This window comes from Pseudomonas sp. PIC25 (assembly GCF_002286785.1).
GTDB lineage: Bacteria > Pseudomonadota > Gammaproteobacteria > Pseudomonadales > Pseudomonadaceae > Pseudomonas_M.
The window spans coordinates 24,078-49,231 of the sequence record NZ_MUJY01000171.1; the positions used below are offsets into that span (position 1 = coordinate 24,078).

Sequence of the window (25,154 nt, forward strand, 5' to 3'; positions counted from 1 at the left end):
GCTTGCCGGTGATTTCGGCACGAAATGACCGATGGTAACGCATTGCCCTACAGTCAGTAGGTCTACCTTTCTATGTCGGTTGGCAGGTGACAGTCTTGAGCGCCGTTCGGCGGTTTCTGCGCAAGGCCAGGGCATGCTGCCGTCGCCTGGCACGTAGACCGCCGCATCCGAAGAAGCCCTTTTCCGATGAACGGAATTGCCAGGCTATTGCATTCCCAGGATCAGTAACCGTTCGACAAAACTGTGTTCTACCGCTCGGGAAGGGTGAAGGGTATTCGGCAGTTTCGCGATATCCCTCGGGGCTACGATGCGCGCCCTTTATCTGGACCTGCCTGAGGCTATGGGGATGCGAGCATTTCTGTTGTTGTTTCTCACCCTGGGATTCGCCCTACCGGCCAGCGCCGCTACCGACGAAGCCATCAACACGGGTTGGGTAGTCATTGCCAGCGCCCTGGTGTTCTTCATGCAGGCTGGCTTCGCCCTGCTGGAGAGCGGCATGGCGCGGGCCAAGAACGCCGTCAATGTGATGATGAAGAACTATATCGACAGTTGTGCGGGCGGCATCGTCTTCTGGCTGGTGGGTTTCGGCCTGATGTTCGGCGTCAATCGCAGCGGTTGGCTGGGCATGAGCCATTTCGCCACCAGCGAAGGGGAGCCTTGGGACTTCACCTTCCTCCTGTTCCAACTGATGTTCGCTGCCACGGCAGCCACCATCGCCAGTGGCGCCATGGCCGAGCGGACGCGGTACGGTGCCTATCTGGTCGGCGCGATCCTCATCTCCGGCTTCATCTATCCTCTGTTCGGTAGCTGGGCCTGGGGCGGGGTCTATGGTGGCCAGGGCTGGCTGGCGCGGCTCGGCTTCGTCGATTTCGCCGGCTCCACGGTCGTCCACGGCATTGGCGCCTGGTGTGCCCTGGCCGGCATCCTGGTGCTCGGCCCGCGCCTGGGTCGCTTCGGGCCGGACGGCGAAGCGCGGGTCATCCCTGGCCATAACCTGGGCCTGGTCGCGCTGGGTGGCTTCGTGCTCTGGCTCGGCTGGTTCGGTTTCAACGCCGGTAGCGCTCTGGAAATGAACGTCAGCCTCGGGCTCATCGCCCTCAACACCCATCTGGCCGCCGCAGCCGGCGCGCTGGGCGCGGTGCTGGCGCTGCGCAGTTCCTCCAGTCCGGTTTTGCTGACCACCACAGTGAACGGTTCGCTCGGCGGCCTGGTGTCGGTGACGGCCGGCTGCGCCACCCTGGAGCCGTGCTTCGCCCTGCTGACCGGTTTGGTCGCCGGCTTCCTGGTGGTGTTCGGCATGCGCCTGATGGAGCGCCTGCGGCTCGACGACGTGGTCGGCGCGGTGCCGGTTCACGGCATCGCCGGTGCCTGGGGCACGCTGGCCGCCGGGTTGTTCTACGCGGGCGACCTGTTCGATCCGGCACGGGTCGGCGTGCAGTTGCTGGGTATCGCCTCGGCCTTCCTCTGGGCATTCCCGCTGGCGTTGATCATGTATCTGGTGATCGCCAAGACCATCGGCCTGCGTTCGTCGCCACTGCACGAACAGCGCGGCCTGGATTATTCCGAGCATGCCGAGGTGGGGTATCCCGAGTTCAACCTGTCGGTGACGTTCGATAGCAGCGAGCTGGCACGGAGGGGGTGAGATGAGTCTTTCGACCCGCCGGCGTGCCATCTATACCGGGCTCGCCGGTCACTTCTCCGAGGAGGAGCTGCTGCCGTTGCTCTGGTTGTGGGAAACCAAGTATTCGGAAAAACCCTCTTTTGCCCTCAATGGATTTCTCGCCGAGATCGCTGCGCTGAGCGAGCGCAAGCTGGAGCGCGCCCGGTTGTATCGCGAGCTGGTCGGGGCCTTGAGCGGCCCCGTCAGCCAATTGCTGCCGGACCCCGAAGCCCGCCTGCAGGCTTGGCGACGCAAGCATGGCGTGGTCGCGCCGAAGAGTGCAGCGAACGCGACGCCTGACGATCAGGCGCGGGAAACCTTCGAGGCGCTCGCCGATGCCCTGTTCGGCTTGATCGACCCGGAGCGGCTGCCGCAACTGTGCCAGCAGGCGGCCAATAACCTGAATAGCCTGCGTACCGATGCCGGCGTGCGGCTGCGCCTGCGCAGTTGGCTGGACCAGTACGGCCGCCTGGGAGCGGCGGGGTTGGAACTGGACCACCTGAGGATGCTGCTCAACCTGATCTACATCGGGCTCTGCGAGCTGCTTGGCCCGGTGCTGGCCGATCAGGCATTGACCCGTGCGGTGCAGCAGGTGGAGCGGTTGGGGTTGCCGATGTCACCGCAGAAGTTGCTTTAGCGATGGGCAACTGTCGAACGCAGTAATCGGCTTGTCTCGGGGCTTCCCAACCTCGATGCAGACGGACCAAAAAAGAAAACCCGGCGGCGCCGGGTTTTCTTTTGCATCAGCGTAAGACTCAGGCAGCGAAGTTCTTCGCCACGAAGTCCCAGTTGACCAGGTTCCAGAACGCTTCGACGTACTTCGGACGCAGGTTGCGGTAGTCGATGTAGTAGGCGTGTTCCCAGACGTCGCAGGTCAGCAACGGGGTGTCGCCGCTGGTCATCGGGTTGCCCGCGCCAATGGTGCTGGCCAGGGCCAGGGAACCGTCGGCCTTCTTCACCAGCCAGCCCCAGCCGGAGCCGAAGGTGCCGATGGAGACCTTGCTGAACTCTTCCTTGAATTTGTCGAAAGAGCCGAAGGCAGCGTTGATGGCGTCGGCCAGGGCGCCGGTGGGCTGGCCACCGCCGTTCGGGCTCATGCAATTCCAGTAGAAGGTGTGGTTCCACACCTGGGCGGCGTTGTTGAAGATGCCGCCGGAAGAGGTCTTGACGATGTCTTCCAGGCTCTTGCCTTCGAATTCGGTGCCCGGAATCAGGTTGTTCAGGTTCACCACATAGGTGTTGTGGTGCTTGTCGTGGTGGTATTCCAGGGTTTCGGCGGAAATGTGCGGCTCAAGGGCGTTCTTTTCGTACGGCAGCGGCGGCAATTCGAAAGCCATGGTTATCTCCTTCATTCATCAGACAAGGCAGGGGTGCGGCAAGCGCCAGGCCGTCACGGGTCGGCCCGATATGCGGCAGGAGTTCGACTCCTTTGTTCCGCGACGGCCGGATCATAGCACCGGGTGGGGGGCATATCCACGCAGCATCTGTAGGGGAAAGGCTTGCGCCAGGGCCTTTGGAAAGCCCCGTTCCCTCCGTGGACAACGGGGCTGTTGCGAATGTTCCGGTCAATCGCCGAGCAGCAATTGCACGGCCACGGCGAACATCATGAGCGCCACGCCGAGATCGAGCAGGCGCCAGGTTGCCGGACGCGCCAGCCAGGGCGAGAGCCAGGCGGCACCGAGGGCGAGGCCGAAGAACCAGGCCAGCGAGGCGCTGGCGGCACCCAGCGCGTAGGCACCCGGCTCGGCCTGTTGGGCGCCGAGGGAGCCGATCAGCAGCACGGTGTCCAGGTAGACGTGCGGGTTGAGTAGCGTCACTGCCAGGGCCGTGAGCAGCACGGCGCGACGTGAGCGGGGCCCGGCATCCGCCGCCTGCTCCAGCCCTTGCGGGCGAGCGGCGCGAAGCAGCGCCTTGGTCCCGTACCAGAGCAGGAACGCCGAGCCGCCCCAGCGTGCCACGGTCAGCAGAGCCGGGCTCTGCAGCAGCACCGCGGCCAGGCCGAACACCCCGGCGGAGACCAGTACCGCGTCGCACAGCACGCAGAGTGCGGCCACCGGCAGGTGGTGTTCGCGGCGCAGGCTCTGGGCCAGGACGAAGGCGTTCTGCGCGCCGATGGCGACGATGAGTCCGGCGGCCACCAGCAATCCGTTGAGATAGCTCTGCCACATGTCAGTGTTCCTCCAGACGGGCCAGTTGGTGCAGGGCAGCGAGGGCGCGTTCGGCGTCGTCGCGGGCAACGAACAGGTGATCGTGGTAATAGCCAGCGATCACATTGCAACTGATTCCGGCTTCTGCCAGCGCCTTGGAAAAGGCGGCGGTGAGGCCGACGGCTGCCAGCGAGGAGTGCACGTCCAGGGTGATCCAGGCGGCGACATAGTCGAAGGTGAGCCCGAGCCGCTGCGCGTCCTGACGTTCGAGGATCACGGTCAGCCCTTCCTGTTCGCGAAAGCTGCCGAGCGGCACGAGGCCCGTCGGCAGTCTGCGGCCGGGCAGCGAGCAGAACACGTAGTCGCCGGGATTGAGCCGGGCGCTGAGATTTCGGAGCAGCAGGGATAGCGAGGTTTCGCCAGTCATGGTCGGTGTCTCGGGCAGTGAAAACATACTGGCGAGTCTGAAGAGAATGGTTGTATAAGAAAAACGAATCCTGGTTATCGCTCATTAGGAAAATCGATGTTCGATTACAAGCTGCTCGCCGCGCTCGCTGCTGTGGTGGAGCAGGCCGGCTTCGAGCGGGCCGCTCTGGTGCTGGGCCTGTCGCAGTCGGCGGTGTCGCAGCGGATCAAGCTGCTCGAGGCGCGGGTCGGCCAGCCGGTGCTGGTGCGGGCGACGCCGCCGCAACCCACCGAGCTGGGCCGGCGCCTGCTCAATCATGTCCAGCAGGTGCGTCTGCTTGAGCGCGACCTGCAGGGCCAGGTTCCGGCGCTCGACGAGGGCGGCCAGCCGGAGCGCCTGCGCGTCGCGATCAACGCCGATAGCCTGGCGACCTGGTGGGCGCCGGCGGTGGCCGATTTCTGTGCCGAGTATCGGGTGTTGCTGGATCAGGTGGTGGAAGACCAGGAGGTCGGGCTCAAGCGCATGCGCGCCGGCGAGGTGGCGGCCTGCGTCTGTGCTGCCGAACGTCCGGTAGCCGGGGCGCGCAGCCTTTTGCTGGGCGCCATGCGCTATCGGGCGCTGGCCAGTCCGGCGTTCATCGCGCGGCATTTCCCCACCGGGGTGACTCCCGCTGCGCTGGCGCGCAGCCCGGCCATCGTGTTCGGGCCGGACGATTTCCTCCAGCATCGCTATCTGGAGTCGCTGGGCGTGGCGGGGGGATTCGCCTATCACCTCTGTCCGTCCTCCGAAGGCTTTGTCCGCCTGACTTCGGGCGGACTCGGCTGGGGGCTGGTGCCGGAATTGCAGGTGGCCGGCGAATTGGCCCGTGGCGAGCTGGTCGAGCTGCTGCCGGAGCGGCCGGTGGATGTGCCGCTCTACTGGCATCACTGGCGCAACGGCGGCGAATTGCTCGGCGAACTCACCCGTCGACTCGTTGGTGCGGCTGAGCGATTGCTGGTGCGTTGAGGGCCATCCGCTTGGCTCGCTACGCCACGGCAGCGAGCCGGTGCGGGTGCTAGAGTCGCGGGATTGACGAGAAGGAAGCGACGATGAAGATTCTGGTGACCGGAGCGAGTGGTTTCATCGGTGGGCGTTTCGCCCGCTTCGCCCTGGAGCAGGGCCTGAGCGTGCGGGTCAATGGGCGACGGCCGGAAGCGGTGGAGCACTTGGTGCGGCGCGGTGCCGAGTTCGTCCAGGGCGACCTGTCCGACCCCGAACTGGCCCAGCGCCTCTGCCAGGATGTCGAGGCGGTGGTGCACTGCGCCGGCGCGGTGGGTGTCTGGGGGCGGTACGCGCATTTCTATCAGGCCAACGTGCAGGTCACCGAGAACATCGTCGAAGCCTGCCTCAAGCAGCACGTGAGGCGGCTGCTGCACTTGTCGTCGCCGTCCATTTACTTCGACGGGCAATCTCATGTGGGACTGCGCGAGGAGCAGGTGCCCAAGCACTTTTCCGACCATTACGGCGCGACCAAGTATCTGGCTGAACAGAAGGTTTTCGGGGCCGAGGAGTTCGGCTTGGAGGTGATCGCCTTCCGTCCGCGCTTCGTCACCGGCGCCGGGGACACCAGCATCTTCCCGAGGCTGATTCAGATGCAGCGCAAGGGGCGGCTGTCGATCATCGGCAACGGTCTGAACAAGGTCGATTTCACCAGCATGCAGAATCTCAACGATGTGCTGTTCAGCGGTCTGCTGGCCGGCGGCGAGGCGCTGGGCAAGGTGTACAACATCAGTAATGGCGCACCGGTGCCATTGTGGGACGTGGTCAACTACGTGTTTCGCCAGCTCGGCCTGCCGCCGGTCGTCCGGCACGTGCCGTACCCGCTGGCCTATGCCGTCGCTGCGCTTAACGAAGCGGTGTGCAAGGTGCTGCCCGGACAACCGGAGCCCACGCTGTTCCGCCTCGGGATGGCGGTGATGGCCAAGGATTTCTCCCTCGATATCACCCGGGCCCGGCAGTATCTGGACTACGACCCGCAGGTCAGCGTCTGGACCGCGCTGGACGAGTTCTGCGCCTGGTGGCAGGCGCAGGGGCTCTGACGGCTCAGGCCTCGCCCTTGATCTCTTTCAGATGCTTGTACACGGTGGCGCGCCCCATGTTCAGCACGTTGGCCACATAGTTCGCGGCGCTCCGGCCCTTGAAAGCGCCTTCCGCGTGCAGGGCTTCCACCAGTTCGCGCTTGTGCTCGCGGGTGAGCCTGTTCAGGCCCAACTGGCGCTGGCGCAGCCAGCTGTGCAGGAAGGTGTTGATGCGCTCCTGCCAGTCGTCGCGGAACAGGGCGTCCGGCTGCGGAATGAGCTGGGTCGGCGAGAGGAACAGGTCAAGCGCCGCCTTGGCGCTTTCGAACAGGGAGATGTTCAGGTTGATGCACAGCATGGCGATTGGCGTGCCCGCCTCATCGCGCAGGACGGTACTCACCGAGCGGATTTTCTGTCCGTCCCAGTTGAGCTTCTCGTAAGGGCCGATGTTGCGCTCGCCGTTGTCGTCGCTGAGCAGGTCCAGCAGCGCGGCGTCGTCGCCGATGCGCCGCTTGGAGAGGTTGTTGGCGATGTAGTCCACCGATTGCGTGCGCAAGTCGTGCAGCACCACTTCGGCGTGGGGGAAGAACAGGGTGGCGATGGCGTCGGCGATGGCCCGGTAGTTCTCCAGGGCGGGATCTTGGCGGGGCGGCGTCATGCGGTTGCGTGCTCCTGGGCTGACGCCCGCCGGTGTCTGGCGGGCGCAAGGAGTGTGCCGCAAAGCACCCGGGGCGTCACCACAGGCGCGTCGGCGAGAGGCCGTCGGCGCTCAGGCCGAAGTCAGCCAGCGTGGCCGGCAGCGGCTCGCCACGGACCAGCGCGGCGCAGGCCTGGCCCATCGCCGGCGAGGTCTGGATGCCGTAGCCGCCCTGGGCTGCAACCCAGAAGAAGCCGGGTGCCTGCGGATCGTAGCCGCCCACCAGATCGCCATCGGCGACGAACGAGCGCAGCCCGGCCCAGGTATGGGCGGGGCGACGGATGCTCAGGCTGGTGGCCTCTTCGATCTGGTAGATGCCCATGGCGATGTCCAGCTCCTCCGGCTGCACGTCGTGGGGCTCGACCGGGTCGGCATTGGCCGGCGAGCCAAGCAACATGCCGGCGTCCGGCTTCATGTAGAAGGATTCATCGAGGCTGACCAGCATCGGCCAGCGGTGGGTCTCCATGCCCTCCGGCGCAGCGAAGATGAAAGCGGCGCGGCGTTTCGGCTGGAGGCCGATCGGCCGAACCCCGGCGAGGTCGGCGATAAGGTCGCACCAGCCGCCGGCGGCATTGATCAGGACCGGGGCGCGGTAGGTCCGCTCGGCGCTGCGCACTTCCCAGGCGTCGCCGCAGCGCTGGATAGCAAGTGCTTCGGTCGCGCAGTCGATCCGGCCGCCGTGCCGACGGATTCCACGCAGGTAGCCTTGGTGCAGGGCATCGGTGTCGATGTCGGCGGCGGTGGGGTCGTACAGCGCGCCATGGACCTTTTCCCGGCGCAGTACGGGAATCAGGGCACAGGCCTGGTCGGCATCGAGCAGGCGCACCTGGGCCATGCTGGACAAGGCGCTATGGTACTGGCGTTCGAGTTCCTCGCGGTCGCCGCTGAAGTCCACGGTCAGCTCGCCGCGCGGGGACAGCAGCGGGTGTTCGGCGAAGCCCTCCGGCGGGTTGTCGAAGAAGGCCCGGCTGGCTGCCGTCAGCGCCCGTACCTGAGGCGTGCCGTAGGCGACGGTGTAGAGCGCGGCGGAGCGCCCGGTCGAGTGATAGCCGGGCTGGGGCTCGCGTTCGATGAGCTGCACACGGCCATGGGGCGCCAGGAAGTAGCCGGTGGATGCGCCGGCGATACCGGCGCCGATGATGAGGAAGTCCGCTTCGATCATGGTGGGCTCACAGGAGGCGGTGGAGGGCGTTGGCCAAGGCGATGTCTTCCAGGCCGAGGCCGATGGAGCGGAAGAATACCGGGCGGCGGTAATCGGGACGCTGCGCCTTGTCGCTCAGCAGCTCCGGCAGGTCGCCGCGGATGTCCGCGCGGTTCCAGCCATGCCGTTCGCCGGCCAGCAGCATTTCGCCGGCGGCACCGGGTGTCGTGGGTCGGTAGTCGCAATAGACGTCCATACCCGCCAGGCTCTTCGGCGGCACTTCGTGTGCCCTGGGCGCGTTGGTGCTGATCGATGTGACCAGGGCCGGCTTGGTCAGGGCGAGCGGGTCGAGCACCGGGGTGGCGGACGAGGTGCAGAGCAGGATGACGTCGGCACCGTCCACCGCATCCGCCAGATCGACAACGATCTCCAGGCGCGGGTCGAGGGCGCGGAGCTCCTGGCGGGACTCCGCAGTGGCCTGCGCGAGTCGGGGCGAATGCAGGCGGATGTCCTGCCAATCGCGCAGGCCCTTGACGTAGCGTAGGTGCGCACGGGCCACCGGGCCGCTGCCGATCACCGCCAGGCGGCGTGCGTCGGCGGGTGCCAGGGCCTCCACCGCCACCGCCGTGGTTGCTGCGGTACGCGCGGTGGTCAGGCTGCCGGCGTCGCAGAGCAGCAACGGCTGGCCGGTTTCCATGGACATCAACAAGGTCCAGGCGCTGACCAACGCACCCTGGTCGCGCTTGATATAGGGCGATGTCTTGACCCCGTAGACACCCTCGCGCGACAGCACGCCGAGGTAATTGATGAAGTCGCCGCCGGCGTCGGGGAATTCGACCAGTTGCTGGGCCGGTTGCACGGCGTGGCCGGCGGCGAGGTCGCGGAACATGTCGACCATGGCTTGGTGGACGTCGATCCGGGCGAGCAGGCGTTCCGCTTCGGCCTGTTCGATCACGTAGGGGGTAGGGCGCATCGGGCGACTCCAGTATGAACTGTTTGTCCATATTGGATTTTATAGTCTATATCGGCAAGAGGCTGTGCTCATCCTCTTAAGCCGATGACGCCTTTCTATCCGTGCCGGGCGCTCCTGAAACGAAAAAGGCGAAGCACGGGGCTTCGCCTTTGTCGTTCCGCTTGCGCTTCAGTGCTTGCGCGGTACCGGCTTGAGCAGCTCGGCGGGCGGCATTTCGCAATGGATCTTGCGCCCCAGCAGTTCTTCGATGGGCGGCAGGGCGAAGGCATCGTCCTCGCCGGCGAAGCTAATGGAGGTACCGCTGGTTCCGGCACGGCCGGTCCGGCCGATGCGGTGGACGTAGTCGTCCGGATCTTCCGGCAGGGTGAAGTTGATCACATGGCTGATGCCTTCGACGTGGATGCCGCGGCCGGCCACGTCGGTGGCGACCAGCACGCGAATCTTGCCTTCGCGGAAGCCTTCCAGGGTCTTGATCCGCTTCTGCTGCGGGACGTCGCCGGACATCTGGGCGGCGCTGACGCCGTCCTTGGTCAGGCGCTCCTCGATGCGGCGCACTTCGTCGCGGCGGTTGGCGAAAACCATCACCCGGGTCCAGTCGTTCTGCACGATCAGATTGTACAGCAGCTTGTACTTGTCGCTGCTGGCCACGGCATAGACGTGCTGTTCGACGGTATCGCTGGCGACGTTCTCCGGCTCGATCTCGACGATCGCCGGGTCCACCGTCCACTGCTTGGCCAGGTTCATCACGTCTTCGGTGAAGGTGGCGGAAAACAGCAGGGTCTGGCGCTCGCCCTTGTACGGCGTCTGGCGGATGATCTGGCGCACCTGCGGGATAAAGCCCATGTCGAGCATGCGGTCGGCTTCGTCGAGGACCAGCACCTCGACCATGTCCAGGTGCACTTCGCCGCGCTGGTTGAAGTCCAGCAGGCGGCCCGGCGTGGCGACCAGGATGTCGCAGTAGCGCGATTCGAGCTGCTTGAGTTGCTTGTCGAAGTCCATGCCGCCGACAAAGCTCATCACGTTGAGGCCGCTGTACTTGGTCAGGTCCAGGGCGTCCTTGGCGATCTGCACCACCAGCTCCCGGGTCGGCGCGATGATCAGCGCACGCGGCTCGCCCATGTAGCGCTCTTTCGGCGGCGGGGTGGTGAGCAGTTGGGTGATGGTGGAGATGAGGAAGGCGGCGGTCTTGCCGGTGCCGGTCTGGGCCCGGCCGATGGCGTCGCGTCCCTTCAGGGTGTGGCCGAGGACCTGGGCTTGGATCGGTGTGCAGTAGGGAAAGCCGAGGTCATGGATGGCGTGCATCAGCCGCGGGTCGAGATCGAAGTCGTGGAAGCGGGTCTTGCCTTCGGCCGGCTCGACCGCGAAATCCTCCAGCTTCCAGTTATCCACTGGCTTGGCCGGGCGCTCACGGCGTGGTTTATCCGCTTTCGGCTTGTCCGCCTTGCGTTCCGCTTTGTTCTCGCCTTTGCGGGCCTCGTCGCCAGTACGCTTTTCGGAAGCCGGGCGTGGCGGTTTCGACTTGGGAGTGCTGCGCTTTTCGTCGTCGGCGGTGCGGGGAGAGGCGGGGGAAGGTGCAGGGCCGGATACGGGCGCTTCGCCCTTGCCAAAAATTTTTTTGAGTGCTTTGAGCACGGTAATCTCATCAGTTGGTTAAGGAGTGAACGGCCGCCAGTGTAAAGCAATAAACCGGCGCGGCGAAATATTGCTCAATCGCTGGCCTGAGGGTCAAATGTGACCGGTTGGTCAGTCCTCCGGCAAGTTATCTCGCAGCAGGCGACGCACGTTATCGCCCATGATCGCGGCGATTTCGTCGCGGCTGAAACCGGCTTCCAGCAGGCCGTCGGTGAGTTGGGCCAGGCCACTGGCGTCGAACGGTGTACGCACGGTCCCATTGAAGTCCGAGCCGAGGGCCACGTGGGCCACGCCTACCTGGTCGGCGGTGTAGCGGATCGCCTTGACGATGGCCGCCACCGAAGTGGCGCAGACCGCCGCGTCCCAATAGCCGATGCCGATTAGCCCGCCGGTGGCGGCGATCCCTTTCAAATGGGCATCGCTGAGATTGCGTGGGCCCGGACAGGTGCCGGCAACGCCGCCGTGGGAGACCAGTAGCGGCCGGTGGGCGATGGCCAGGACATCGTCGATCAGGGCCGGCGACGCGTGGGCCAGGTCCACCAGCATATGTTTCTGCTCCAGGCGGGCGATCACGTCGCGTCCGAAGGGCGTCAGCCCGCCTTTGTTCAGACCGTGGGCCGAACCGCCGACCTCGTTGTCGAAGAAGTGGGTCAGCCCGGCGATGCGGAAGCCGGCATTGTAGAGTCGGTCGAGGTTTTCCAGCCTGCCTTCCAGCGGTTGCAATCCTTCGGTGGCCAACAGAGCGGCGACGCGCTGTGGGTCTCTGTTCCAACGCTCCAGGAAGGCGTCCAACTCGCGGCGATTCGTCACCACTGCCAGGCGCCCGTCGCTGGCCGCGGCGGCTTCGTGCAGCTTGCGGCTCTGGTAAAGAGCTCGCTGCAACAGGCTGTTCCAGGTTTCCCGTGGCCAGCGCTGGGCCATCGCCAGCAGGGTGATGTTGTCGGTGTCGCTGTCGTTGCGCTGGTAGTTCATCCAACGTGGGGTCTTGGTGACGGTGGAGAACACCTGCAGCGCGACGTGTCCCTCCAGCAGGCGCGGCAGGTCGGAGTGGCCGTAGTTCCGACGTTGCAGCAGGTCGCGTTCCCAGAGCAGGGCATCGTTGTGCAGGTCTGCGATGAACAGGCGCTGGTGGACTTGCCGGGCGGCAGCGCTGGCCGGGTAGGGCGGAGCGTTCTCGACGCTGTTCAGGAAGCGGTCGAGCAGGGGCGGCAGACTGAAGAAAATCGCCAATCCCGACACGGCCAGGATCAGCAGGACGACGAGAGCTTTGCGCATGGGAAGCATCCGGCTTCGGGTGTCCTCGGCACTGTAGCAGGCTGCCCGGGGGCGATGCGTTCGCGTGGTCAACCGCAGAGTCGGTTGCGACCCTCCTGTTTAGCCTGATACAGCGCTGCATCGGCGCGGGCGATCAGGTCTTCCAGGCTGTCCGACGCTTCCATCTGGGCCAGCCCGATGGACACGGTAACGCCCGGCAGCATGCCCACCGGCGAATAGAAGGTGCCGACCTGCTCCAGGCTCTGGCGCAGCCGTTCGCCAATGCTGCGCGCTTCGGCGGCGCCCAGTTCCGGCAGGAGGATGACGAATTCCTCGCCGCCGTAGCGGGTCATGTTGTCCTTCGGGCGGAGCTGGTTGCGCAGGGTGTGCGCGACCAGGCAGAGGGCATAGTCTCCGGCCAGGTGACCGTGCTGGTCGTTGTAGGCCTTGAAGTGGTCCACGTCGAGCATCAGCATGCTCATCGGCTGGTTGTTGAAGGCGCACCGGGTGCTTTCGCGCTGGAAGACATGTTCCAGCCAGCGCCGGTTGAACAGGCCGGTCAGGGTATCGACGTTGGCGTTCTGCTCGGTATCGAGGATGATCCGGTTGCCCTGGCGGACCCGTTCGCAGAGTAGCTCCAACAAGTTTTGCATCAACTGGGGGGACTCGTTGAACAGCGTCATCAGCGATTGCCGGTGCAGGCGCAGGACCAACGAACGCTCGTTGGCCACGACGTAGGCCGAGGGCCGGTCGTTGTCGATGAAGCTGATTTCCCCCGCGCACTCACCCGGTTCCAGCGTGCTGACCGGCTGGTTGTCGAGAGAGCCGAGGTAGACCTTGAGCTGCCCTTCGAGGAGCAGATATAGGTACTGGTTGCGGTTGAACGGGGAGAGCAGGATTTCCCCTGCCTCGAGCTCGCAAGCGCGGAATTCCTTGAGCAGGTGCTTCAGGCTGCTGGCCGCCACGTTCTGAAAAAGGCGCAGGTGGCGGATCTGCTGCAGGTTTTCCTGCCAGTGGGCGGTTTTCATCGCAGCGAGGACGTGCAGAGGCTGGTGGAAATAGGCATCGCGATATCGTCCCTGGGTGGCGAATACCGGCTTTGACATTATTCCAGCGCCAAAGTTCTGGCAACGCTTGCCGAAAGTTGGGCCGACCACCGGTCGGCCTTTCTTTCCTAACTGGCGATCAGTTCAAATTTCACCGGGAAGGGCGCCAGCCGCCGCTCGATTTCCATCCGCCGCTGCGCGTCCAGCGCCGGCACCCGGATGTCCGCCCGTTGACCGTGCCGGTCGTCGTTGCGGACCTCGACGCTTATCCCCGCATCCAGCGATTGCAGTACGGTTTCGAAGACGCGACGGATGGCGTCGAAGCGCAGTGCCGGCTTGAAGGTCTTGCCCACCGCGGTGACCGGAATGGCATCGATGATCCACACGTCCTTGGGGATCGCCGCGCGCTCTGGTATGTGCGCGGCGGCGTGTTCGAGCAGTTCCGCTTCGCTGGCTTGGGCGCCGGGCTTCAGTTGCACATAGACCACCGGCAGTTCGCCGGCCTTCTCGTCCGGCTTGCCGACCGCCGCGGCCATGGCGACAGCAGGGTGCTTGTGCAGGGCTTCCTCGATCAGTTGCGGGTCGATGTTGTGGCCGCCGCGGATGATCAGGTCCTTGCTCCGGCCGGTGAGCCAGATGTAGCCGTCGGCGTCCATCCGACCGAGGTCGCCGGTGTTGAACCAGTCGCCGTCGACCCAGATGTCCTTGTTCTTGCCCGCTTGCAGGTAGCCCTTGAACACCGTGACGCCGCGCAGGCAGACGTTGCCGATCTCGTTGGTCGCCGCATCGCGCAGGAAGTTGCCCTGTTCGTCGAGGACCTTGATGACGACCTGGCAGTAGGGCATGCGCAGGCCGATGGAGCCCGGCCGCCGCTCGCCCGCCGGCGGGTTGCCGCAACTGCCGCAGGTGCCTTCGGTGAGGCCGTAGCCTTCGATCAGCTTGAGTCCGGTCTTGCTTTCGAACTGGCGGATCAGCTCCACCGGCATCGGCGCGGCGCCGCACAGGGCGTAGCGCAGGCTGGACAGGTCGTGACCTTCGCTGGGGACCTGCAAAAGTCCGGCATAAATGGTCGGAACCCCGCTGAAGAAACTGACCCGGTGGCGCTCGATGATCTTCCAGAAGTTCTGGATCAGGCTCGGGTTACGGTATCCCTGAGGCGTGGCCAGGAGCACCTGGGCATTGCGGAAGAACGGCGCCAGCCCGGTGACCATCACCCCATTGACGTGAAACAGCGGCAGGCCGCAGAGGGTGGTGTCGCTTTCACCGAAATCCAGCAGGAAGGCCAGGATCATCGCCATCGCCACTTCGTTGCGGTGGCTGTGCGGCGCTAACTTGGGCGTGCCGGTGGTGCCGCCGGTATGGAAATAGGAGGCGATATCGTCCGGCTGGATATCCCGGCCGCTTTCCAGCCGGTCGGCCGGGCAGGCGGCGATGAGTTCGTCGAAGTCCAGCACGCCTTCCGGCAACGGGCCGCGCTGGGCCTTGATGGCATTGCGCTGTGGCTCGGGCAGCAGGTTCGCCAGGTCCACGGTGACGATGGCGTTCAGGCCAGGCAGGTGGTCGCGCAGACCGGCCACCTTGTCCCACAGGTCGGTGCCGGGGAAAGGGGCCAGGGTCACCAGTACCTCGGAGTCGGAGGCGCGGATCAGCTCGGCGATGTGTTCGGGTTCGAGCAACGGGTTGATCGCATTGACGATGCCGGCCGCTTCGCCGCCCCAGAGAGTGAAGTGCGTGTGCGGCAGATTCGGCAGGAGAAAGGACACTGCCTTGCCGGGGCGGATGCCCAGGCGGTGGAAGGCGTTGGCGGTCTGGGTTATCCGGGCGAACAGTTCGGCGTAGGTCAAGCGGTAGGGCGTTTCGTCCGCCGTGCCCTGGAGCAGGAAGGTCAGCGCCGGTGCATCCGGGTTGCGCTGTGCGCTGCGGCGCAGCAGGTCATAGGTGCTGGAAGGCATATCGCGTGCTTCCAGCGGGGTTTCTTCGATTCGTTCGACATCACGCAGCGAGGCTATTGGGGGAATGCGGTTCGCGTTCATGGTCCCTTCTTGTTGTCGAGTCGAGGTCAGCCGAGACGTTCGCTCAGCCAGTCAGCGATATCGCGTACTTCTTCCGGCAACACCTCATGGCCCATCGGATAGTCTTTCCAGCCCACCGGCACTCCGCGGGCGGCCAGATAGTCGTGCGCCGCACGGCCGAGAGCCATGGGCACCACATCGTCGAAGGTGCCATGCAAACAGAGCGCCGACAGTTGTTGTTTTGTATCCGCGAGTGTCGCTTCGCCGGAGAAGGTCGGTGCGTAGGTGGACAGCGCCAGCACCCCGCCGAGCGCTCCCGGCCAGCGCAGGTAGGCGGTGTGCAGGACCACCGCGCCACCCTGGGAGAAGCCGGCGAGCACGATCCGTTCTGGTGCGATGCCAGCGGCGACCTGATGCTCGATCAGGTCGATCACCTGGTGGGACGACTGCTCCAGTTGCTCGAGATTCACCGCGCGCGCCACCGGGCTCATGGCCAGGATGTCGTACCAACTGGGCATTTCCCAGCCACCATTGATGGTCACCGGGCGGGTTGGCGCCTGGGGGAGAATGAAGCGTGTGGTGTCCAGACGCTCCTGCAAGGCCTCGGCCACCGGCAGGAAGTCGTAACGGTCCGCCCCCAGTCCGTGCAACCAGATGACGCACGCATCGGCCTCCTGTGTGGGGTGAAGAATCAAGGGTTCGGTCATCGGAGGCTCCAGTGCAGTGCGCGAGCACCATTTTGGTGCGCTTCGCTGTCAGGGGGTGGGTGAATCCGTGAAGAAGATGTCGCAAGGCTAAAACTTTTGCTCTTGACCTCTTCCGATCGCATTTCGAACGCCGCTCTGGTACGGGCTTTGCTATGTCTGCACCGGACTGAAGATATGGCGCTTTGCCGGTAACACAGCGCGCAGAGCATGCGCCATATAACAGACAGAAGCCGTTCCGGCGGCTTCAATAGGTTCGCTAAGCGCTGCGGCTGGCGCAAGGTGAACGATTCGTCTCCAGCCCATTTGACCAATGGGCGAGGCGGGTTTTATGGCTGACGGAAAAACCGCCAACTAGACTCCGCCTTAGGCCTGCACCCCGGTCGATCCTGCTGGCGCCGATAGGATCGAACGTGCCCCACAAAGGTACGGAGGAAGGGCCGAGACTCCAACACAACAAAAGCAACTGGAGGTTTTGATGAAAATGGTGAAAACCACCCTGGCTGTGCTGACCACTGCTGCAGTGCTCGGCGTCAGCAGCTTCGCGCAGGCGGGCGCGACCCTGGACGCGGTGAAGAAGAAGGGCTTCGTGCAGTGCGGTATCAGCGATGGTCTGCCGGGCTTCTCCTACGCCGACGCCAAGGGCAACTACAAAGGGATCGACGTCGATGTCTGCCGTGCGGTAGCCGCTGCGGTCTTCGGCGACGCCAGCAAGGTCAAGTTCAGTCCGTTGACCGCCAAGGAGCGTTTCACCGCGCTGCAGTCCGGTGAAGTCGATGTGCTGTCGCGCAACACCACCTGGACCAGCTCGCGCGATTCGGCCATGGGCCTGAACTTCGCCGGCGTGACCTACTACGACGGCCAGGGCTTCCTGGTGAACAAGAAGCTCGGCGTATCCAGCGCCAAGGAACTCGACGGCGCCACCGTCTGCATCCAGGCCGGTACCACCACCGAGCTGAACCTCGCCGACTACTTCCGCGCCAACGGCCTGAAGTACACCCCCATCACCTACGACACCTCCGACGAAAGCGCCAAGTCCCTGGAATCCGGCCGTTGCGACGTGCTGACCTCCGACCAGTCGCAACTGTACGCCCAGCGCATCAAGCTGGCCGCGCCGGACGACTACGTCGTTCTGCCGGAAGTCATTTCCAAGGAACCGCTGGGCCCAGCCGTTCGCCAGGGTGACGAAGAGTGGTTCGACATCGTTCGCTGGAGCCTCTTCGCCATGCTCAACGCCGAAGAACTCGGCATCGACTCGAAGAACGTCGAAGAGCAGGCCAAAACCACCAAGAACCCGGACATCGCCCGTCTGCTCGGCGCGGAAGGCGAGTACGGCAAGGACCTGAAACTGCCGAAAGACTGGGCCGTTCAGATCGTCAAGCAGGTCGGCAACTACGGCGAGATCTTCGAGCGTAACGTCGGCGGCGGCAGCGAGCTGAAGATCGAGCGCGGCCTCAACGCCCTCTGGAACAAGGGTGGTCTGCAGTACGCACCGCCGGTGCGCTGACCGTTGTAAGTCACCGCTTTCGAGCGGTGACTGTTCCAATAAAGACAACCCCGGGGCCTGCAGTCACTGGCCACCGGGGATTTCTTCATGAGGGCTGTCATGCAAACTAGTGTCAATGCCCCGCGCCCACGCGGTTCGGTCTGGACCGATCCGCAGATACGCGCGTGGCTCTTCCAGATCATCGCGGTGATCGCCGTGGTGTCGCTCGGTTGGTTCCTGTTTCAGAACACCCAGTACAACCTGGAGAAGCGCGGGATCATCTCCGGCTTCGGCTTTCTGCAGAACAGTGCCGGCTTCGGTATTTCCCAACACCTAATCGACTATAACGAGAGCAACTCTTACGGCCGGGTATTCGTCATCGGCCTGCTCAACACCTTGCTGGTTTCGGTGATCGGCATCGTGATGGCAACCATCCTCGGCTTCCTGGTCGGTATCGCCCGGTTGTCGCCGAACTGGCTGCTGAGCAAGCTGGCCACCATCTACATCGAGATTTTCCGTAACATCCCGCCGTTGCTGCAGATCTTCTTCTGGTACTTCGCCATCATGCTGCCCCTGCCGGGCCCACGGCAGAGCGTGAGCATCGGTGACCTCTTCTTCATCAGCAACCGCGGCCTGAACATGCCGTCGCCCGATCCCACCGGGGCGTTCTGGCCGTTCGCGATCGCGCTGGTGCTGACCATCGTCGGCATCGTCCTGATGCGCCGCTGGGCCATGGCCCGCTTCGAGGCGACCGGCAAGACCTTCCCGATCCTGATCACCGCTCTGGCGATGCTGGTGGTGATTCCGGGCCTGACGGTGCTGATCGCGGGCAACCCCTTCGCCTGGAGCGTACCGGAGCTGAAAGGCTTCAACTTCCGCGGCGGCTGGGTGGTGATCCCCGAACTGATGGCGCTGGTCCTGGCACTGACCATCTACACCGCGGCCTTCATCGCCGAGAACGTCCGCTCCGGCATCCAGGCGGTGAGCCATGGCCAGACCGAGGCCGCACGCTCCCTGGGCCTGCGCCCGGGCAAGGCGCTGCGTCTGGTGATCATTCCCCAGGCCATGCGGGTGATCATTCCGCCGCTCACCAGCCAGTACCTGAACCTGGCGAAGAACTCCTCGCTGGCTGCCGGCATCGGCTACCCGGACATGGTGTCGCTGTTCGCCGGTACCGTGCTCAACCAGACCGGCCAAGCCATCGAGACCATCGCCATCACCATGAGCGTGTATCTGGCCATCAGCATCAGCATCTCGATCCTGATGAACTGGTACAACAAGCGCATCGCGCTTATCGAGCGGTGAGGACAAGCGCATGACGACCCATACTTTCAAACCCGACCTGCCGCCGCCGACCATGAGCGTCGGGGTGCTGGGCTGGCTGCGTGCCAACCTGTTTTCCAACTGGTTCAATACCCTGCTGACGCTGGTGGCGATCTACCTGATCTGGCTGATCGTCCCGCCGCTGCTCAAGTGGGCCTTCATCGAAGCCGACTGGACCGGTACCACCCGTGCCGACTGCACCAGCGACGGCGCCTGCTGGGTCTTCATCAAGCAGCGCTTCAGCCAGTTCATGTATGGCTTCTATCCGGCCGAACTGCGCTGGCGCGTCGACATGGCTGCCTGGCTGGCGGTGATCGGCGCCGCGCCGCTGTTCATCCGGCAGATGCCGCGCAAGGCGGTCTACGGGCTGGGCTTCCTGGTGGTCTATCCGCTGGTTGCCTTCTGGCTGCTGCATGGCGGCTTCCTGGGCCTGGAAGACGTGCCCACCAGTCGCTGGGGCGGCCTGATGCTGACCCTGGTGATCGCCTCCGTGGGCATCGCCGGCGCGCTGCCGCTGGGCATCCTGCTGGCGCTCGGCCGCCGTTCGAACATGCCGGCGATCCGCGTGATCAGTGTGACCTTCATCGAGTTCTGGCGTGGTGTTCCGCTGATCACCGTGCTGTTCATGTCCTCGGTGATGCTGCCGCTGTTCCTGCCCGAGGGGCTCAGCTTCGACAAGCTGATGCGAGCCCTGATCGGCGTGATCCTGTTCCAGTCCGCCTACATCGCCGAAGTGGTGCGTGGCGGCCTGCAGGCCATCCCGAAAGGCCAGTACGAAGCGGCCGCGGCCATGGGCCTGGGCTATTGGCGGATGATGGGCCTGGTGATCCTGCCGCAGGCGCTCAAGCTGGTCATCCCCGGCATCGTCAACACCTTCATCGCGCTGTTCAAGGACACCAGCCTGGTGATCATCATCGGCCTGTTCGACCTGCTCAACAGCATCAAGCAAGCCACCACCGACCCGGCCTGGCTGGGCATGGCCACCGAAGGCTATGTCTTCGCCGCCCTGGTGTTCTGGATCTTCTGTTTCGGCATGTCCCGCTACTCCCAGCATCTGGAGCGCAAGCTGGACACCGGCCACAAGCGTTAGGAGTTACCCCAATGACTGAAGCAAACAAACAGCCTGTCGCCGGCGATGGCATCATCCAGATGCAGGGCGTGCACAAGTGGTACGGCCAGTTCCATGTGCTCAAGGACATCAACCTGAACGTCAAGCAGGGCGAGCGCATCGTGCTCTGCGGGCCGTCCGGCTCGGGCAAATCCACGACCATCCGCTGCCTCAACCGTTTGGAAGAGCATCAGCAGGGCCGCATCGTCGTCGATGGTGTCGAGCTGACCAGCGACCTCAAGCACATCGAGGCGATCCGCAGCGAAGTGGGCATGGTGTTCCAGCACTTCAACCTGTTCCCGCACCTGACCGTGCTGCAGAACTGCACACTGGCACCGATGTGGGTGCGCAAGATGCCCAAGCGCAAGGCGGAAGAGATCGCCATGCACTTTCTCGAGCGCGTACGCATTCCCGAGCAGGCCAATAAATACCCGGGCCAGCTTTCCGGCGGCCAGCAGCAGCGTGTGGCGATCGCCCGAGCCCTGTGCATGAAGCCGAAAATCATGCTGTTCGACGAACCGACTTCCGCACTCGACCCGGAAATGGTCAAGGAAGTGCTGGACACCATGATCGGTCTGGCCCAGGACGGCATGACCATGCTCTGCGTGACCCACGAAATGGGCTTCGCCCGCACCGTGGCGAACCGGGTGATCTTCATGGACAAGGGGGAAATCGTCGAGCAGGCCGCGCCGGACGAGTTCTTCACCAACCCGCAAAACGACCGCACCAAGCTGTTCCTCAGCCAGATCCTGCACTGAGGCGGGTGGTCATGAAAAAAGGGAGCCTTCGGGCTCCCTTTTTTGTCACTGCCGTTGCTTGGCTGGAGTTCGTGGGCGAATGAATTCGCTCCTACAGAAACTGTACGAATTTGTTCGCCCGCAGGGACCCTACGCCTTTGCCTCACGCAACCGCCGCCTGAATGCTCCCGGTGTTTCCCCACAGAGTTGCTTGAACAGCTTGGCGAAGGTGGCGCGGTCGGCGTAGCCGACCTGGGCGGCGACCTGCTCCAGCGACGTGGCTGGGTTACGCAGGGCGATCCGCGCCGATTCGATGCGCAGGCGCTGGAGGTATTCGTTGGGCGTCAGGCCGGTGCCGGCCTTGAAGCGGCGCAGCAGCGTGCGTGGCGAGCAGTGCGCCTGTTCGGCCAGGCGGTGCAGGTCCAGCGGTTCGGCGTGGTGCTTCTGCAACCAGTGCAGCAACGACGCCAGTGGACCTTCCTGCACGGCCGGCTCCGGCAACAGCGGCGCGAAGCGCGACTGCCGGCCACGCCGAGTATCGAATACCAGGGCGCTGGCCACTTGCTGGGCCAGCCAGTCGCCGCCGTGCTGGCCGATCAGGTACAGGCACAGATCGAGCCCGGCCTGGGCGCCGCCGGAGCAGAGCAGGTGGCCGTCGTGGGTCAGCAGCTCATCGATATCCAGCCGGACCCGGGGAAAGTACCGCCGAAAGGGTTCGGCCAGCGACCAGTGGGTGGTGGCGCGGCGGCCATCGAGCAGGCCTGCCGCCGCCAGGATGAATGCGCTGCTGCACAGACTGGCCAACTGCTGAGTGGCGGGGCGCCCTTCCAACCAGGTCAGCAGCGTCGCGTTGGTCGCCAGGACGCGTGCGATAGCACTGCCGGTCGCTGGGATCAACACCAGGCCGGCCTGCTCGGCGATCTCCAGGCCGCCGTCCACCCGAATGGTGGCGAAGCCCAACTCCACTGGCTGGCCGTCCAGGCTGAACCGGCGAACCCGGAAGAGCGCCTGGCCCGCCAACTGGTTGGCCAGCAGGAAGGCATCGCCGGCCATACTCAAGCTGGAGCAGACGGTTTGCGGGCAGACATACAGGGCGACGTCGAGCATGGCGATCTCCGGTGTTTGGCGATTATGGCCACAAAGCTGTCAATAGCGCCAATCGCGATGCCGCTGGCTGTCCGCCAGAATGGCATCGTCACCACTGGAAGGAATACCGCCATGCCTCATCCCAATGCCGAGCTGATTACCCGTTTCTACCAGGCTTTCCAGCGTCTGGATGCCGACGCCATGGCGGCTTGTTATGACGAGGACGTGCATTTCAGCGATCCGGTATTCCAAGACCTGCGTGGGCGCGACGCTGGCGATATGTGGAGGATGCTGACGCGCCGGGCGAAGGGGTTCTCGCTGAGCTTCGAGGATGTGCAGGCGGACGGCCGCCAGGGCAGCGCTTGCTGGGTGGCGCGTTACACCTTTGCGGCGACGGGGCGTCCAGTGGTGAATCGCATACAGGCGCGTTTCGTGTTCCGCGACGGAAAGATCGTCGAACACCGCGACAGCTTCGATTTGTGGGGATGGGCGCGGCAGGCGCTGGGGCTGAAAGGCTGGTTGCTGGGCTGGCTGCCGCCGGTGCAGGCAGCGATCCGCCGCCAGGCTCAGCAAGGTCTGGCGGCGTTCAAGGCGGGGCGCTGACTCAGTCTGCGGTGGCTTCGAAACGGCCGGCGGCGCGGTTCTTCTTGACCTTGCCGGCTTCGAAGATGCGGCCGCTCATGGCCACGTAGATGCCGTCGGGCAGGCACTGCAGGGCACCGATGGCCACGCCGAGGTTGAACGGGGCGTCGGTGAGGCGCATGCGGGCCGGCTGCATGGCGCCTGTGAACAGGATCACCTTGCCGGGAATGTCCTTGAGCACTTCGGCCGTGTTGGTCATGGTGTCGGTGCCGTGGGTGATCAGGATGTGCCTGGCCGGGCAGGCGGCGACTTTCTCGCGGATCAGGGCGCGATCTTCGTCGGTCAGCTCCAGGCTGTCTTTCTTCAGCAGGCTCTCCACCTGGAAGTCGAACGTCACGCCGGCTTCCTGGAGAATCTGCGGTGCCATGGGATCGCCGATCTTGAAGTCGGAAAGGGCGTCGTAATACACCTTGTCGAAGGTGCCGCCGGTGGTGAAGATCTGAATATTCATGTGAGGCTCCCATTTCCCAGATAGCGGCTTGTGGCCGTGCCGCGGATTATTGCCTAAGCTCGCCGGCGACTCCATGCAGGATGCGCTACATGATCACCCTGGTTCAGTTGCCGGCCGGTTTCTCCCTGGCCATTCCCGGCTCTTCGTGCAAGAGCAGCTTGGCGTTCCGATTGAAGACGATGTCCGACACGAATAAGGCACCGCGGGTTCCGACGATGAGGACGCCCCGTTGACCGCCGCGCCGCCCAAACCCTGGTTCGTCTATCTGGTGCGGGCCGAGAACAGTGCGCTCTATTGCGGTATCAGCGACGACCCGCTGCGACGCTTCGAGCAGCACCGCAGCGGCAAGGGTGCGCGTTTCTTCCATTCCAGCCCGGCCCAGGCGCTGGTCTATGTCGAGGCCTGCGCCGACAAGGGCGATGCCTTGCGCCGTGAGCGGGCGATCAAGCAACTGTCGAAGAAGGCCAAGGAAGCCCTGGTGCTGGCCGGTGGCGTCATGGCCCTGGCTGATAGTCCTGTATCAGGCTGAACGGGTAGGCCGGCGGCGGCCCGACGGTTAAGCTGGAGCTCTTTCACTGCGGAGTCCCGCCATGCACGAGCTGATCCTGCACCACTACCCGACCTCGCCGTTCGCCGAAAAGGCCCGCCTGATGCTGGGCTTCAAGCAGTTGTCCTGGCGTTCGGTGCTGATCCCGCCAGTGATGCCCAAGCCTGATCTCACCGCGTTGACTGGCGGCTACCGCAAGACCCCCGTGTTGCAGGTAGGCGCCGATATCTACTGCGACACCGCGCTGATCGCCCGTCGCCTGGAGGCAGAGAAGGCGACCCCGGCCCTGTTCCCGGAAGGGCAGGAATTCAATGTCGCCACTGTCGCCCAATGGGCCGACTCGCTGGTGTTCCAGCATGCGGTGAGCCTGGTGTTCCAGCCGGAATCCATCGCCCTGCGCTTCGGCAAGCTGCCGCCGGAGGCGATCAAGGGCTTCCTCGCCGACCGCGCCGCGTTGTTCAGCGGCGGTAGCACCAGCCGCCTGCCGTTGGAGCAGGCCAAGCACCAGTGGCCTACGATCATGGCCCGGGTCGAGCAGCAGTTGTCGCGGGAGGCCGGCGACTTCCTGTTCGGCGAACCATCTTTGGCCGACATCTCCCTGGCGCATTCGCTGTGGTTCCTCAAGGGCACGCCGATCACCGCGCCGCTGGTGGATGCCTATCCTGCTGTAGCCGCCTGGCTCGGCCGGGTGCTTGGGTTCGGTCACGGCTCGCACAGCGAGCTGGCCTCGGCGGAGGCTATTGAGATCGCCCGTGCGGCGACCCCGGCCGCATTGCCTACGGAACAACTGCACGAGCCCAATGGCTTCGAGATCGGCCAGCGCGTGGCCATCTCCGCAATCGACTACGGCGTCGACCCGGTGGAAGGCGAATTGCTGTTCGCCGGTAGCGAGGAACTGATCCTGCGTCGCGAGGACGAACGCGCGGGCGTGGTGCACGTGCACTTCCCGCGCATGGGCTTCCGGATCGAAGCGCGCTAGGGTGAGGTGGCGGCCGGGTGCAGCCTTGGCACCTGTGCCGCCAGTTCACGGAAATAGGCGATGCGCTCGTAGCAGAGCGTCAGTTCGCCGCTGATGCGGTTGTACCAGGCATCCGGGGCGCCGCAACTGGTCAGCCGCAGGGTCAGGTCGCGGGGCAGCGGGAAGCTGGTGCTGGCCTTTTCGGCGACCTTCTCCAACTCGCCGCTGGCCCGCACCCTGGTCAGCAGCTCTTCGCCATCGTCCAGGCTGGGCGGCGGCGGGTCATAGACGACTTGGATGCGATGGCGCACCGGCTCTTCCGCTGGGCGGCGGAAGTGTTCATGGAACCAGTTCACCGCATGGCGGGCCTGCTGGTATTCGTCGGGGCAGAAGAAGGCGCGCTCGTCCGGCAGGCCGGTGGCTTCGATCATCCATTCCAGACGCACCGGATCGCTGCCGTAGGCCAGGCAGGCGATGTTGTAGAAGCGCTGGGCATCCAGGGCGTGGCTGTCCCACTCCCGGATTTCCTCATCCGGCCGTTTCGGCCGCTGCCACTCCACCCGCCAGTAGTCGGCGATGTCCAGCATCCGTTCGGGGAAGTCGGCCTCGCGCTGGCGTTCGTCGATCAGGAACAGCCCCATGAAACCCAACTGATCGGCGGCGTCTTCCTCGCGGCCGAGCACCGGCAGGCGCAGCTCGTTGATCAACAGGTGCCCCATTTCGTGGAACAGAGTGAACTCGGCGTTGGCAGTAACGAAGCGGAGTTCTTGCGGTGTCAGCGTCTGTTCCGGGCTGGCGGATACCAGCTCCGGCAGTAGGGCAATCAAGGCGATGAGGGCGCGCATGCGGGCGTCCGGCTCAATCCTTGCGCCGCTTGAGCTGGTCGCGCAACTGGGTCGGCAGGTTACGGATGATCAGCGTGTCCTGCGCCTCGTCGTACTCGATCTTCGAACCCAGCAGATGCGCTTCGAAGCTGATCGACAGCCCTTCGGCGCGCCCGGTGAAGCGGCGGAACTGGCTCAGCGTGCGCTTGTCCGGCGGAATCTCCGGCGACAGGCCGTAATCCTTGTTGCGGATGTGCTCGTAG

26 protein-coding genes are annotated in these 25,154 nt (G+C 64.6%); 11 read left to right on the forward strand and 15 right to left on the reverse strand.

All coding sequences use genetic code 11. From position 1 onward, the window contains the following. Positions 1-346 precede the first annotated feature (346 nt). Positions 347-1,642, forward strand: coding sequence for an ammonium transporter (locus tag BZL41_RS22120; RefSeq protein WP_095601274.1), 1,296 nt, complete (start codon positions 347-349; stop codon positions 1,640-1,642). Position 1,643: 1 nt separating this feature from the next. Continuing rightward, entirely contained in the window at positions 1,644-2,297 is a 654-nt protein-coding gene (locus BZL41_RS22125; protein ID WP_095601275.1) for a hypothetical protein, read from the forward strand. Positions 2,298-2,415: 118 nt separating this feature from the next. Here the strand turns inward: BZL41_RS22125 and BZL41_RS22130 are convergent, their stop codons facing one another. The 3 genes from BZL41_RS22130 to BZL41_RS22140 all read right to left on the reverse strand — a co-directional run bounded on the left by BZL41_RS22130 (position 2,416) and on the right by BZL41_RS22140 (position 4,234). Continuing rightward, the gene (locus BZL41_RS22130; protein ID WP_084335655.1) at positions 2,416-2,997 is read right to left on the reverse strand and encodes a superoxide dismutase; all 582 of its coding nucleotides are present in this window, start codon (positions 2,995-2,997) and stop codon (positions 2,416-2,418) included. A 228-nt stretch (positions 2,998-3,225) separates the two neighbouring features. Further along, positions 3,226-3,828, reverse strand: a complete 603-nt coding sequence (locus tag BZL41_RS22135; RefSeq protein WP_095601276.1) for a LysE/ArgO family amino acid transporter — start codon at positions 3,826-3,828, stop codon at positions 3,226-3,228. Between the two features lies 1 nt (position 3,829). After that, the gene (locus tag BZL41_RS22140; protein ID WP_095601277.1) at positions 3,830-4,234 is read right to left on the reverse strand and encodes an ACT domain-containing protein; all 405 of its coding nucleotides are present in this window, start codon (positions 4,232-4,234) and stop codon (positions 3,830-3,832) included. Between the two features lie 96 nt (positions 4,235-4,330). Here BZL41_RS22140 and BZL41_RS22145 point away from each other — a divergent pair, with 96 nt between their 5' ends. Together BZL41_RS22145 and BZL41_RS22150 are read left to right on the forward strand one after the other, a co-directional pair. Next, on the forward strand, positions 4,331-5,218 hold the full coding sequence (locus BZL41_RS22145; protein ID WP_095601278.1) for a LysR family transcriptional regulator ArgP: 888 nt from the start codon (positions 4,331-4,333) through the stop codon (positions 5,216-5,218). Between the two features lie 83 nt (positions 5,219-5,301). Further along, positions 5,302-6,291 carry an NAD(P)-dependent oxidoreductase gene (locus BZL41_RS22150; RefSeq protein WP_095601279.1) on the forward strand — a complete coding sequence of 330 codons (990 nt, stop codon included), beginning with the start codon at positions 5,302-5,304 and terminating at the stop codon, positions 6,289-6,291. 4 nt (positions 6,292-6,295) lie between these two features. On the opposite strand, the gene BZL41_RS22155 is transcribed toward BZL41_RS22150, so the two are convergent. The 8 genes from BZL41_RS22155 to BZL41_RS22190 all read right to left on the reverse strand — a co-directional run bounded on the left by BZL41_RS22155 (position 6,296) and on the right by BZL41_RS22190 (position 15,732). Continuing rightward, positions 6,296-6,928 carry a transcriptional regulator gene (locus BZL41_RS22155; protein ID WP_095601280.1) on the reverse strand — a complete coding sequence of 211 codons (633 nt, stop codon included), beginning with the start codon at positions 6,926-6,928 and terminating at the stop codon, positions 6,296-6,298. Positions 6,929-7,004: 76 nt separating this feature from the next. Beyond that, positions 7,005-8,129 (reverse strand): FAD-binding oxidoreductase, encoded by a 1,125-nt coding sequence (locus BZL41_RS22160; protein WP_095601281.1) that lies wholly within the window; start codon positions 8,127-8,129, stop codon positions 7,005-7,007. Positions 8,130-8,136: 7 nt separating this feature from the next. Next, a complete protein-coding gene (locus tag BZL41_RS22165; RefSeq protein ID WP_095601282.1) occupies positions 8,137-9,081 on the reverse strand; it encodes an ornithine cyclodeaminase family protein in 945 nt (314 codons plus the stop codon). Between the two features lie 168 nt (positions 9,082-9,249). Continuing rightward, on the reverse strand, positions 9,250-10,713 hold the full coding sequence (rhlB, locus tag BZL41_RS22170) for an ATP-dependent RNA helicase RhlB (RefSeq protein WP_095601283.1): 1,464 nt from the start codon (positions 10,711-10,713) through the stop codon (positions 9,250-9,252). Between the two features lie 111 nt (positions 10,714-10,824). Continuing rightward, positions 10,825-11,988 carry a dipeptidase gene (locus BZL41_RS22175; RefSeq protein ID WP_095601284.1) on the reverse strand — a complete coding sequence of 388 codons (1,164 nt, stop codon included), beginning with the start codon at positions 11,986-11,988 and terminating at the stop codon, positions 10,825-10,827. A 68-nt stretch (positions 11,989-12,056) separates the two neighbouring features. Next, a complete protein-coding gene (locus tag BZL41_RS22180) occupies positions 12,057-12,995 on the reverse strand; it encodes a GGDEF domain-containing protein (protein ID WP_095601298.1) in 939 nt (312 codons plus the stop codon). A gap of 146 nt (positions 12,996-13,141) precedes the next feature. After that, the gene (locus BZL41_RS22185; RefSeq protein ID WP_095601285.1) at positions 13,142-15,046 is read right to left on the reverse strand and encodes an acyl-CoA synthetase; all 1,905 of its coding nucleotides are present in this window, start codon (positions 15,044-15,046) and stop codon (positions 13,142-13,144) included. Positions 15,047-15,072: 26 nt separating this feature from the next. After that, positions 15,073-15,732 carry an alpha/beta hydrolase gene (locus BZL41_RS22190; protein ID WP_095601286.1) on the reverse strand — a complete coding sequence of 220 codons (660 nt, stop codon included), beginning with the start codon at positions 15,730-15,732 and terminating at the stop codon, positions 15,073-15,075. 475 nt (positions 15,733-16,207) lie between these two features. On the opposite strand from BZL41_RS22190, the gene BZL41_RS22195 reads away from it, so the two are divergent. The 4 genes from BZL41_RS22195 (at position 16,208) to BZL41_RS22210 (ending at position 20,404) form a co-directional block, all read left to right on the forward strand. Next, positions 16,208-17,236 carry an amino acid ABC transporter substrate-binding protein gene (locus BZL41_RS22195; RefSeq protein ID WP_095601287.1) on the forward strand — a complete coding sequence of 343 codons (1,029 nt, stop codon included), beginning with the start codon at positions 16,208-16,210 and terminating at the stop codon, positions 17,234-17,236. 99 nt (positions 17,237-17,335) lie between these two features. Further along, positions 17,336-18,520, forward strand: a complete 1,185-nt coding sequence (locus BZL41_RS22200) for an amino acid ABC transporter permease (protein ID WP_095601288.1) — start codon at positions 17,336-17,338, stop codon at positions 18,518-18,520. A 10-nt stretch (positions 18,521-18,530) separates the two neighbouring features. Then, positions 18,531-19,628 carry an amino acid ABC transporter permease gene (locus tag BZL41_RS22205; protein WP_095601289.1) on the forward strand — a complete coding sequence of 366 codons (1,098 nt, stop codon included), beginning with the start codon at positions 18,531-18,533 and terminating at the stop codon, positions 19,626-19,628. Positions 19,629-19,639: 11 nt separating this feature from the next. Further along, on the forward strand, positions 19,640-20,404 hold the full coding sequence (locus tag BZL41_RS22210; protein WP_084335670.1) for an amino acid ABC transporter ATP-binding protein: 765 nt from the start codon (positions 19,640-19,642) through the stop codon (positions 20,402-20,404). Between the two features lie 129 nt (positions 20,405-20,533). Here BZL41_RS22210 and BZL41_RS22215 read toward each other — a convergent pair whose 3' ends face one another. Continuing rightward, entirely contained in the window at positions 20,534-21,490 is a 957-nt protein-coding gene (locus BZL41_RS22215; RefSeq protein ID WP_095601290.1) for a GlxA family transcriptional regulator, read from the reverse strand. Positions 21,491-21,601: 111 nt separating this feature from the next. Here BZL41_RS22215 and BZL41_RS22220 point away from each other — a divergent pair, with 111 nt between their 5' ends. Continuing rightward, positions 21,602-22,072 (forward strand): nuclear transport factor 2 family protein, encoded by a 471-nt coding sequence (locus tag BZL41_RS22220; RefSeq protein WP_095601291.1) that lies wholly within the window; start codon positions 21,602-21,604, stop codon positions 22,070-22,072. Position 22,073: 1 nt separating this feature from the next. On the opposite strand, the gene BZL41_RS22225 is transcribed toward BZL41_RS22220, so the two are convergent. Further along, positions 22,074-22,562 carry an asparaginase domain-containing protein gene (locus BZL41_RS22225; RefSeq protein ID WP_095601292.1) on the reverse strand — a complete coding sequence of 163 codons (489 nt, stop codon included), beginning with the start codon at positions 22,560-22,562 and terminating at the stop codon, positions 22,074-22,076. Between the two features lie 229 nt (positions 22,563-22,791). Between BZL41_RS22225 and BZL41_RS22230 the strand changes: the two genes are divergently transcribed. Both BZL41_RS22230 and BZL41_RS22235 read left to right on the forward strand, forming a co-directional pair. Next, the gene (locus tag BZL41_RS22230) at positions 22,792-23,091 is read left to right on the forward strand and encodes a GIY-YIG nuclease family protein (protein WP_095601293.1); all 300 of its coding nucleotides are present in this window, start codon (positions 22,792-22,794) and stop codon (positions 23,089-23,091) included. Positions 23,092-23,152: 61 nt separating this feature from the next. Beyond that, positions 23,153-24,088 (forward strand): glutathione S-transferase family protein, encoded by a 936-nt coding sequence (locus BZL41_RS22235; RefSeq protein ID WP_095601294.1) that lies wholly within the window; start codon positions 23,153-23,155, stop codon positions 24,086-24,088. On the opposite strand, the gene BZL41_RS22240 is transcribed toward BZL41_RS22235, so the two are convergent. Together BZL41_RS22240 and BZL41_RS22245 are read right to left on the reverse strand one after the other, a co-directional pair. Continuing rightward, entirely contained in the window at positions 24,085-24,912 is an 828-nt protein-coding gene (locus tag BZL41_RS22240) for a DUF4344 domain-containing metallopeptidase (RefSeq protein ID WP_095601295.1), read from the reverse strand. The genes BZL41_RS22235 and BZL41_RS22240 overlap by 4 nt on opposite strands. A 13-nt stretch (positions 24,913-24,925) precedes the next feature. Beyond that, on the reverse strand, positions 24,926-25,154 hold a 229-nt coding region (locus tag BZL41_RS22245; protein ID WP_174706197.1), incomplete at its 5' end, for a nucleoid-associated protein.

Excerpts from the sequence above, each read along its gene's own strand:
- BZL41_RS22130 (WP_084335655.1), bottom strand. The coding sequence starts at position 2,997 with ATGGCTTTCGAATTGCCGCCGCTGCCGTACGAAAAGAACGCCCTTGAG.
- BZL41_RS22225 (WP_095601292.1), bottom strand. The coding sequence starts at position 22,562 with ATGAATATTCAGATCTTCACCACCGGCGGCACCTTCGACAAGGTGTAT.
- BZL41_RS22210 (WP_084335670.1), top strand. The coding sequence starts at position 19,640 with ATGACTGAAGCAAACAAACAGCCTGTCGCCGGCGATGGCATCATCCAG.
- BZL41_RS22155 (WP_095601280.1), bottom strand. The coding sequence starts at position 6,928 with ATGACGCCGCCCCGCCAAGATCCCGCCCTGGAGAACTACCGGGCCATC.
- BZL41_RS22120 (WP_095601274.1), top strand. The coding sequence starts at position 347 with ATGCGAGCATTTCTGTTGTTGTTTCTCACCCTGGGATTCGCCCTACCG.
- BZL41_RS22205 (WP_095601289.1), top strand. The coding sequence starts at position 18,531 with ATGACGACCCATACTTTCAAACCCGACCTGCCGCCGCCGACCATGAGC.
- BZL41_RS22150 (WP_095601279.1), top strand. The coding sequence starts at position 5,302 with ATGAAGATTCTGGTGACCGGAGCGAGTGGTTTCATCGGTGGGCGTTTC.
- BZL41_RS22175 (WP_095601284.1), bottom strand. The coding sequence starts at position 11,988 with ATGCGCAAAGCTCTCGTCGTCCTGCTGATCCTGGCCGTGTCGGGATTG.
- BZL41_RS22185 (WP_095601285.1), bottom strand. The coding sequence starts at position 15,046 with ATGAACGCGAACCGCATTCCCCCAATAGCCTCGCTGCGTGATGTCGAA.
- BZL41_RS22220 (WP_095601291.1), top strand. The coding sequence starts at position 21,602 with ATGCCTCATCCCAATGCCGAGCTGATTACCCGTTTCTACCAGGCTTTC.
- BZL41_RS22195 (WP_095601287.1), top strand. The coding sequence starts at position 16,208 with ATGAAAATGGTGAAAACCACCCTGGCTGTGCTGACCACTGCTGCAGTG.
- BZL41_RS22140 (WP_095601277.1), bottom strand. The coding sequence starts at position 4,234 with ATGACTGGCGAAACCTCGCTATCCCTGCTGCTCCGAAATCTCAGCGCC.
- BZL41_RS22190 (WP_095601286.1), bottom strand. The coding sequence starts at position 15,732 with ATGACCGAACCCTTGATTCTTCACCCCACACAGGAGGCCGATGCGTGC.
- BZL41_RS22180 (WP_095601298.1), bottom strand. The coding sequence starts at position 12,995 with ATGAAAACCGCCCACTGGCAGGAAAACCTGCAGCAGATCCGCCACCTG.
- BZL41_RS22240 (WP_095601295.1), bottom strand. The coding sequence starts at position 24,912 with ATGCGCGCCCTCATCGCCTTGATTGCCCTACTGCCGGAGCTGGTATCC.
- BZL41_RS22135 (WP_095601276.1), bottom strand. The coding sequence starts at position 3,828 with ATGTGGCAGAGCTATCTCAACGGATTGCTGGTGGCCGCCGGACTCATC.
- BZL41_RS22125 (WP_095601275.1), top strand. The coding sequence starts at position 1,644 with ATGAGTCTTTCGACCCGCCGGCGTGCCATCTATACCGGGCTCGCCGGT.
- BZL41_RS22215 (WP_095601290.1), bottom strand. The coding sequence starts at position 21,490 with ATGCTCGACGTCGCCCTGTATGTCTGCCCGCAAACCGTCTGCTCCAGC.
- BZL41_RS22235 (WP_095601294.1), top strand. The coding sequence starts at position 23,153 with ATGCACGAGCTGATCCTGCACCACTACCCGACCTCGCCGTTCGCCGAA.
- BZL41_RS22165 (WP_095601282.1), bottom strand. The coding sequence starts at position 9,081 with ATGCGCCCTACCCCCTACGTGATCGAACAGGCCGAAGCGGAACGCCTG.
- BZL41_RS22145 (WP_095601278.1), top strand. The coding sequence starts at position 4,331 with ATGTTCGATTACAAGCTGCTCGCCGCGCTCGCTGCTGTGGTGGAGCAG.
- BZL41_RS22200 (WP_095601288.1), top strand. The coding sequence starts at position 17,336 with ATGCAAACTAGTGTCAATGCCCCGCGCCCACGCGGTTCGGTCTGGACC.
- BZL41_RS22160 (WP_095601281.1), bottom strand. The coding sequence starts at position 8,129 with ATGATCGAAGCGGACTTCCTCATCATCGGCGCCGGTATCGCCGGCGCA.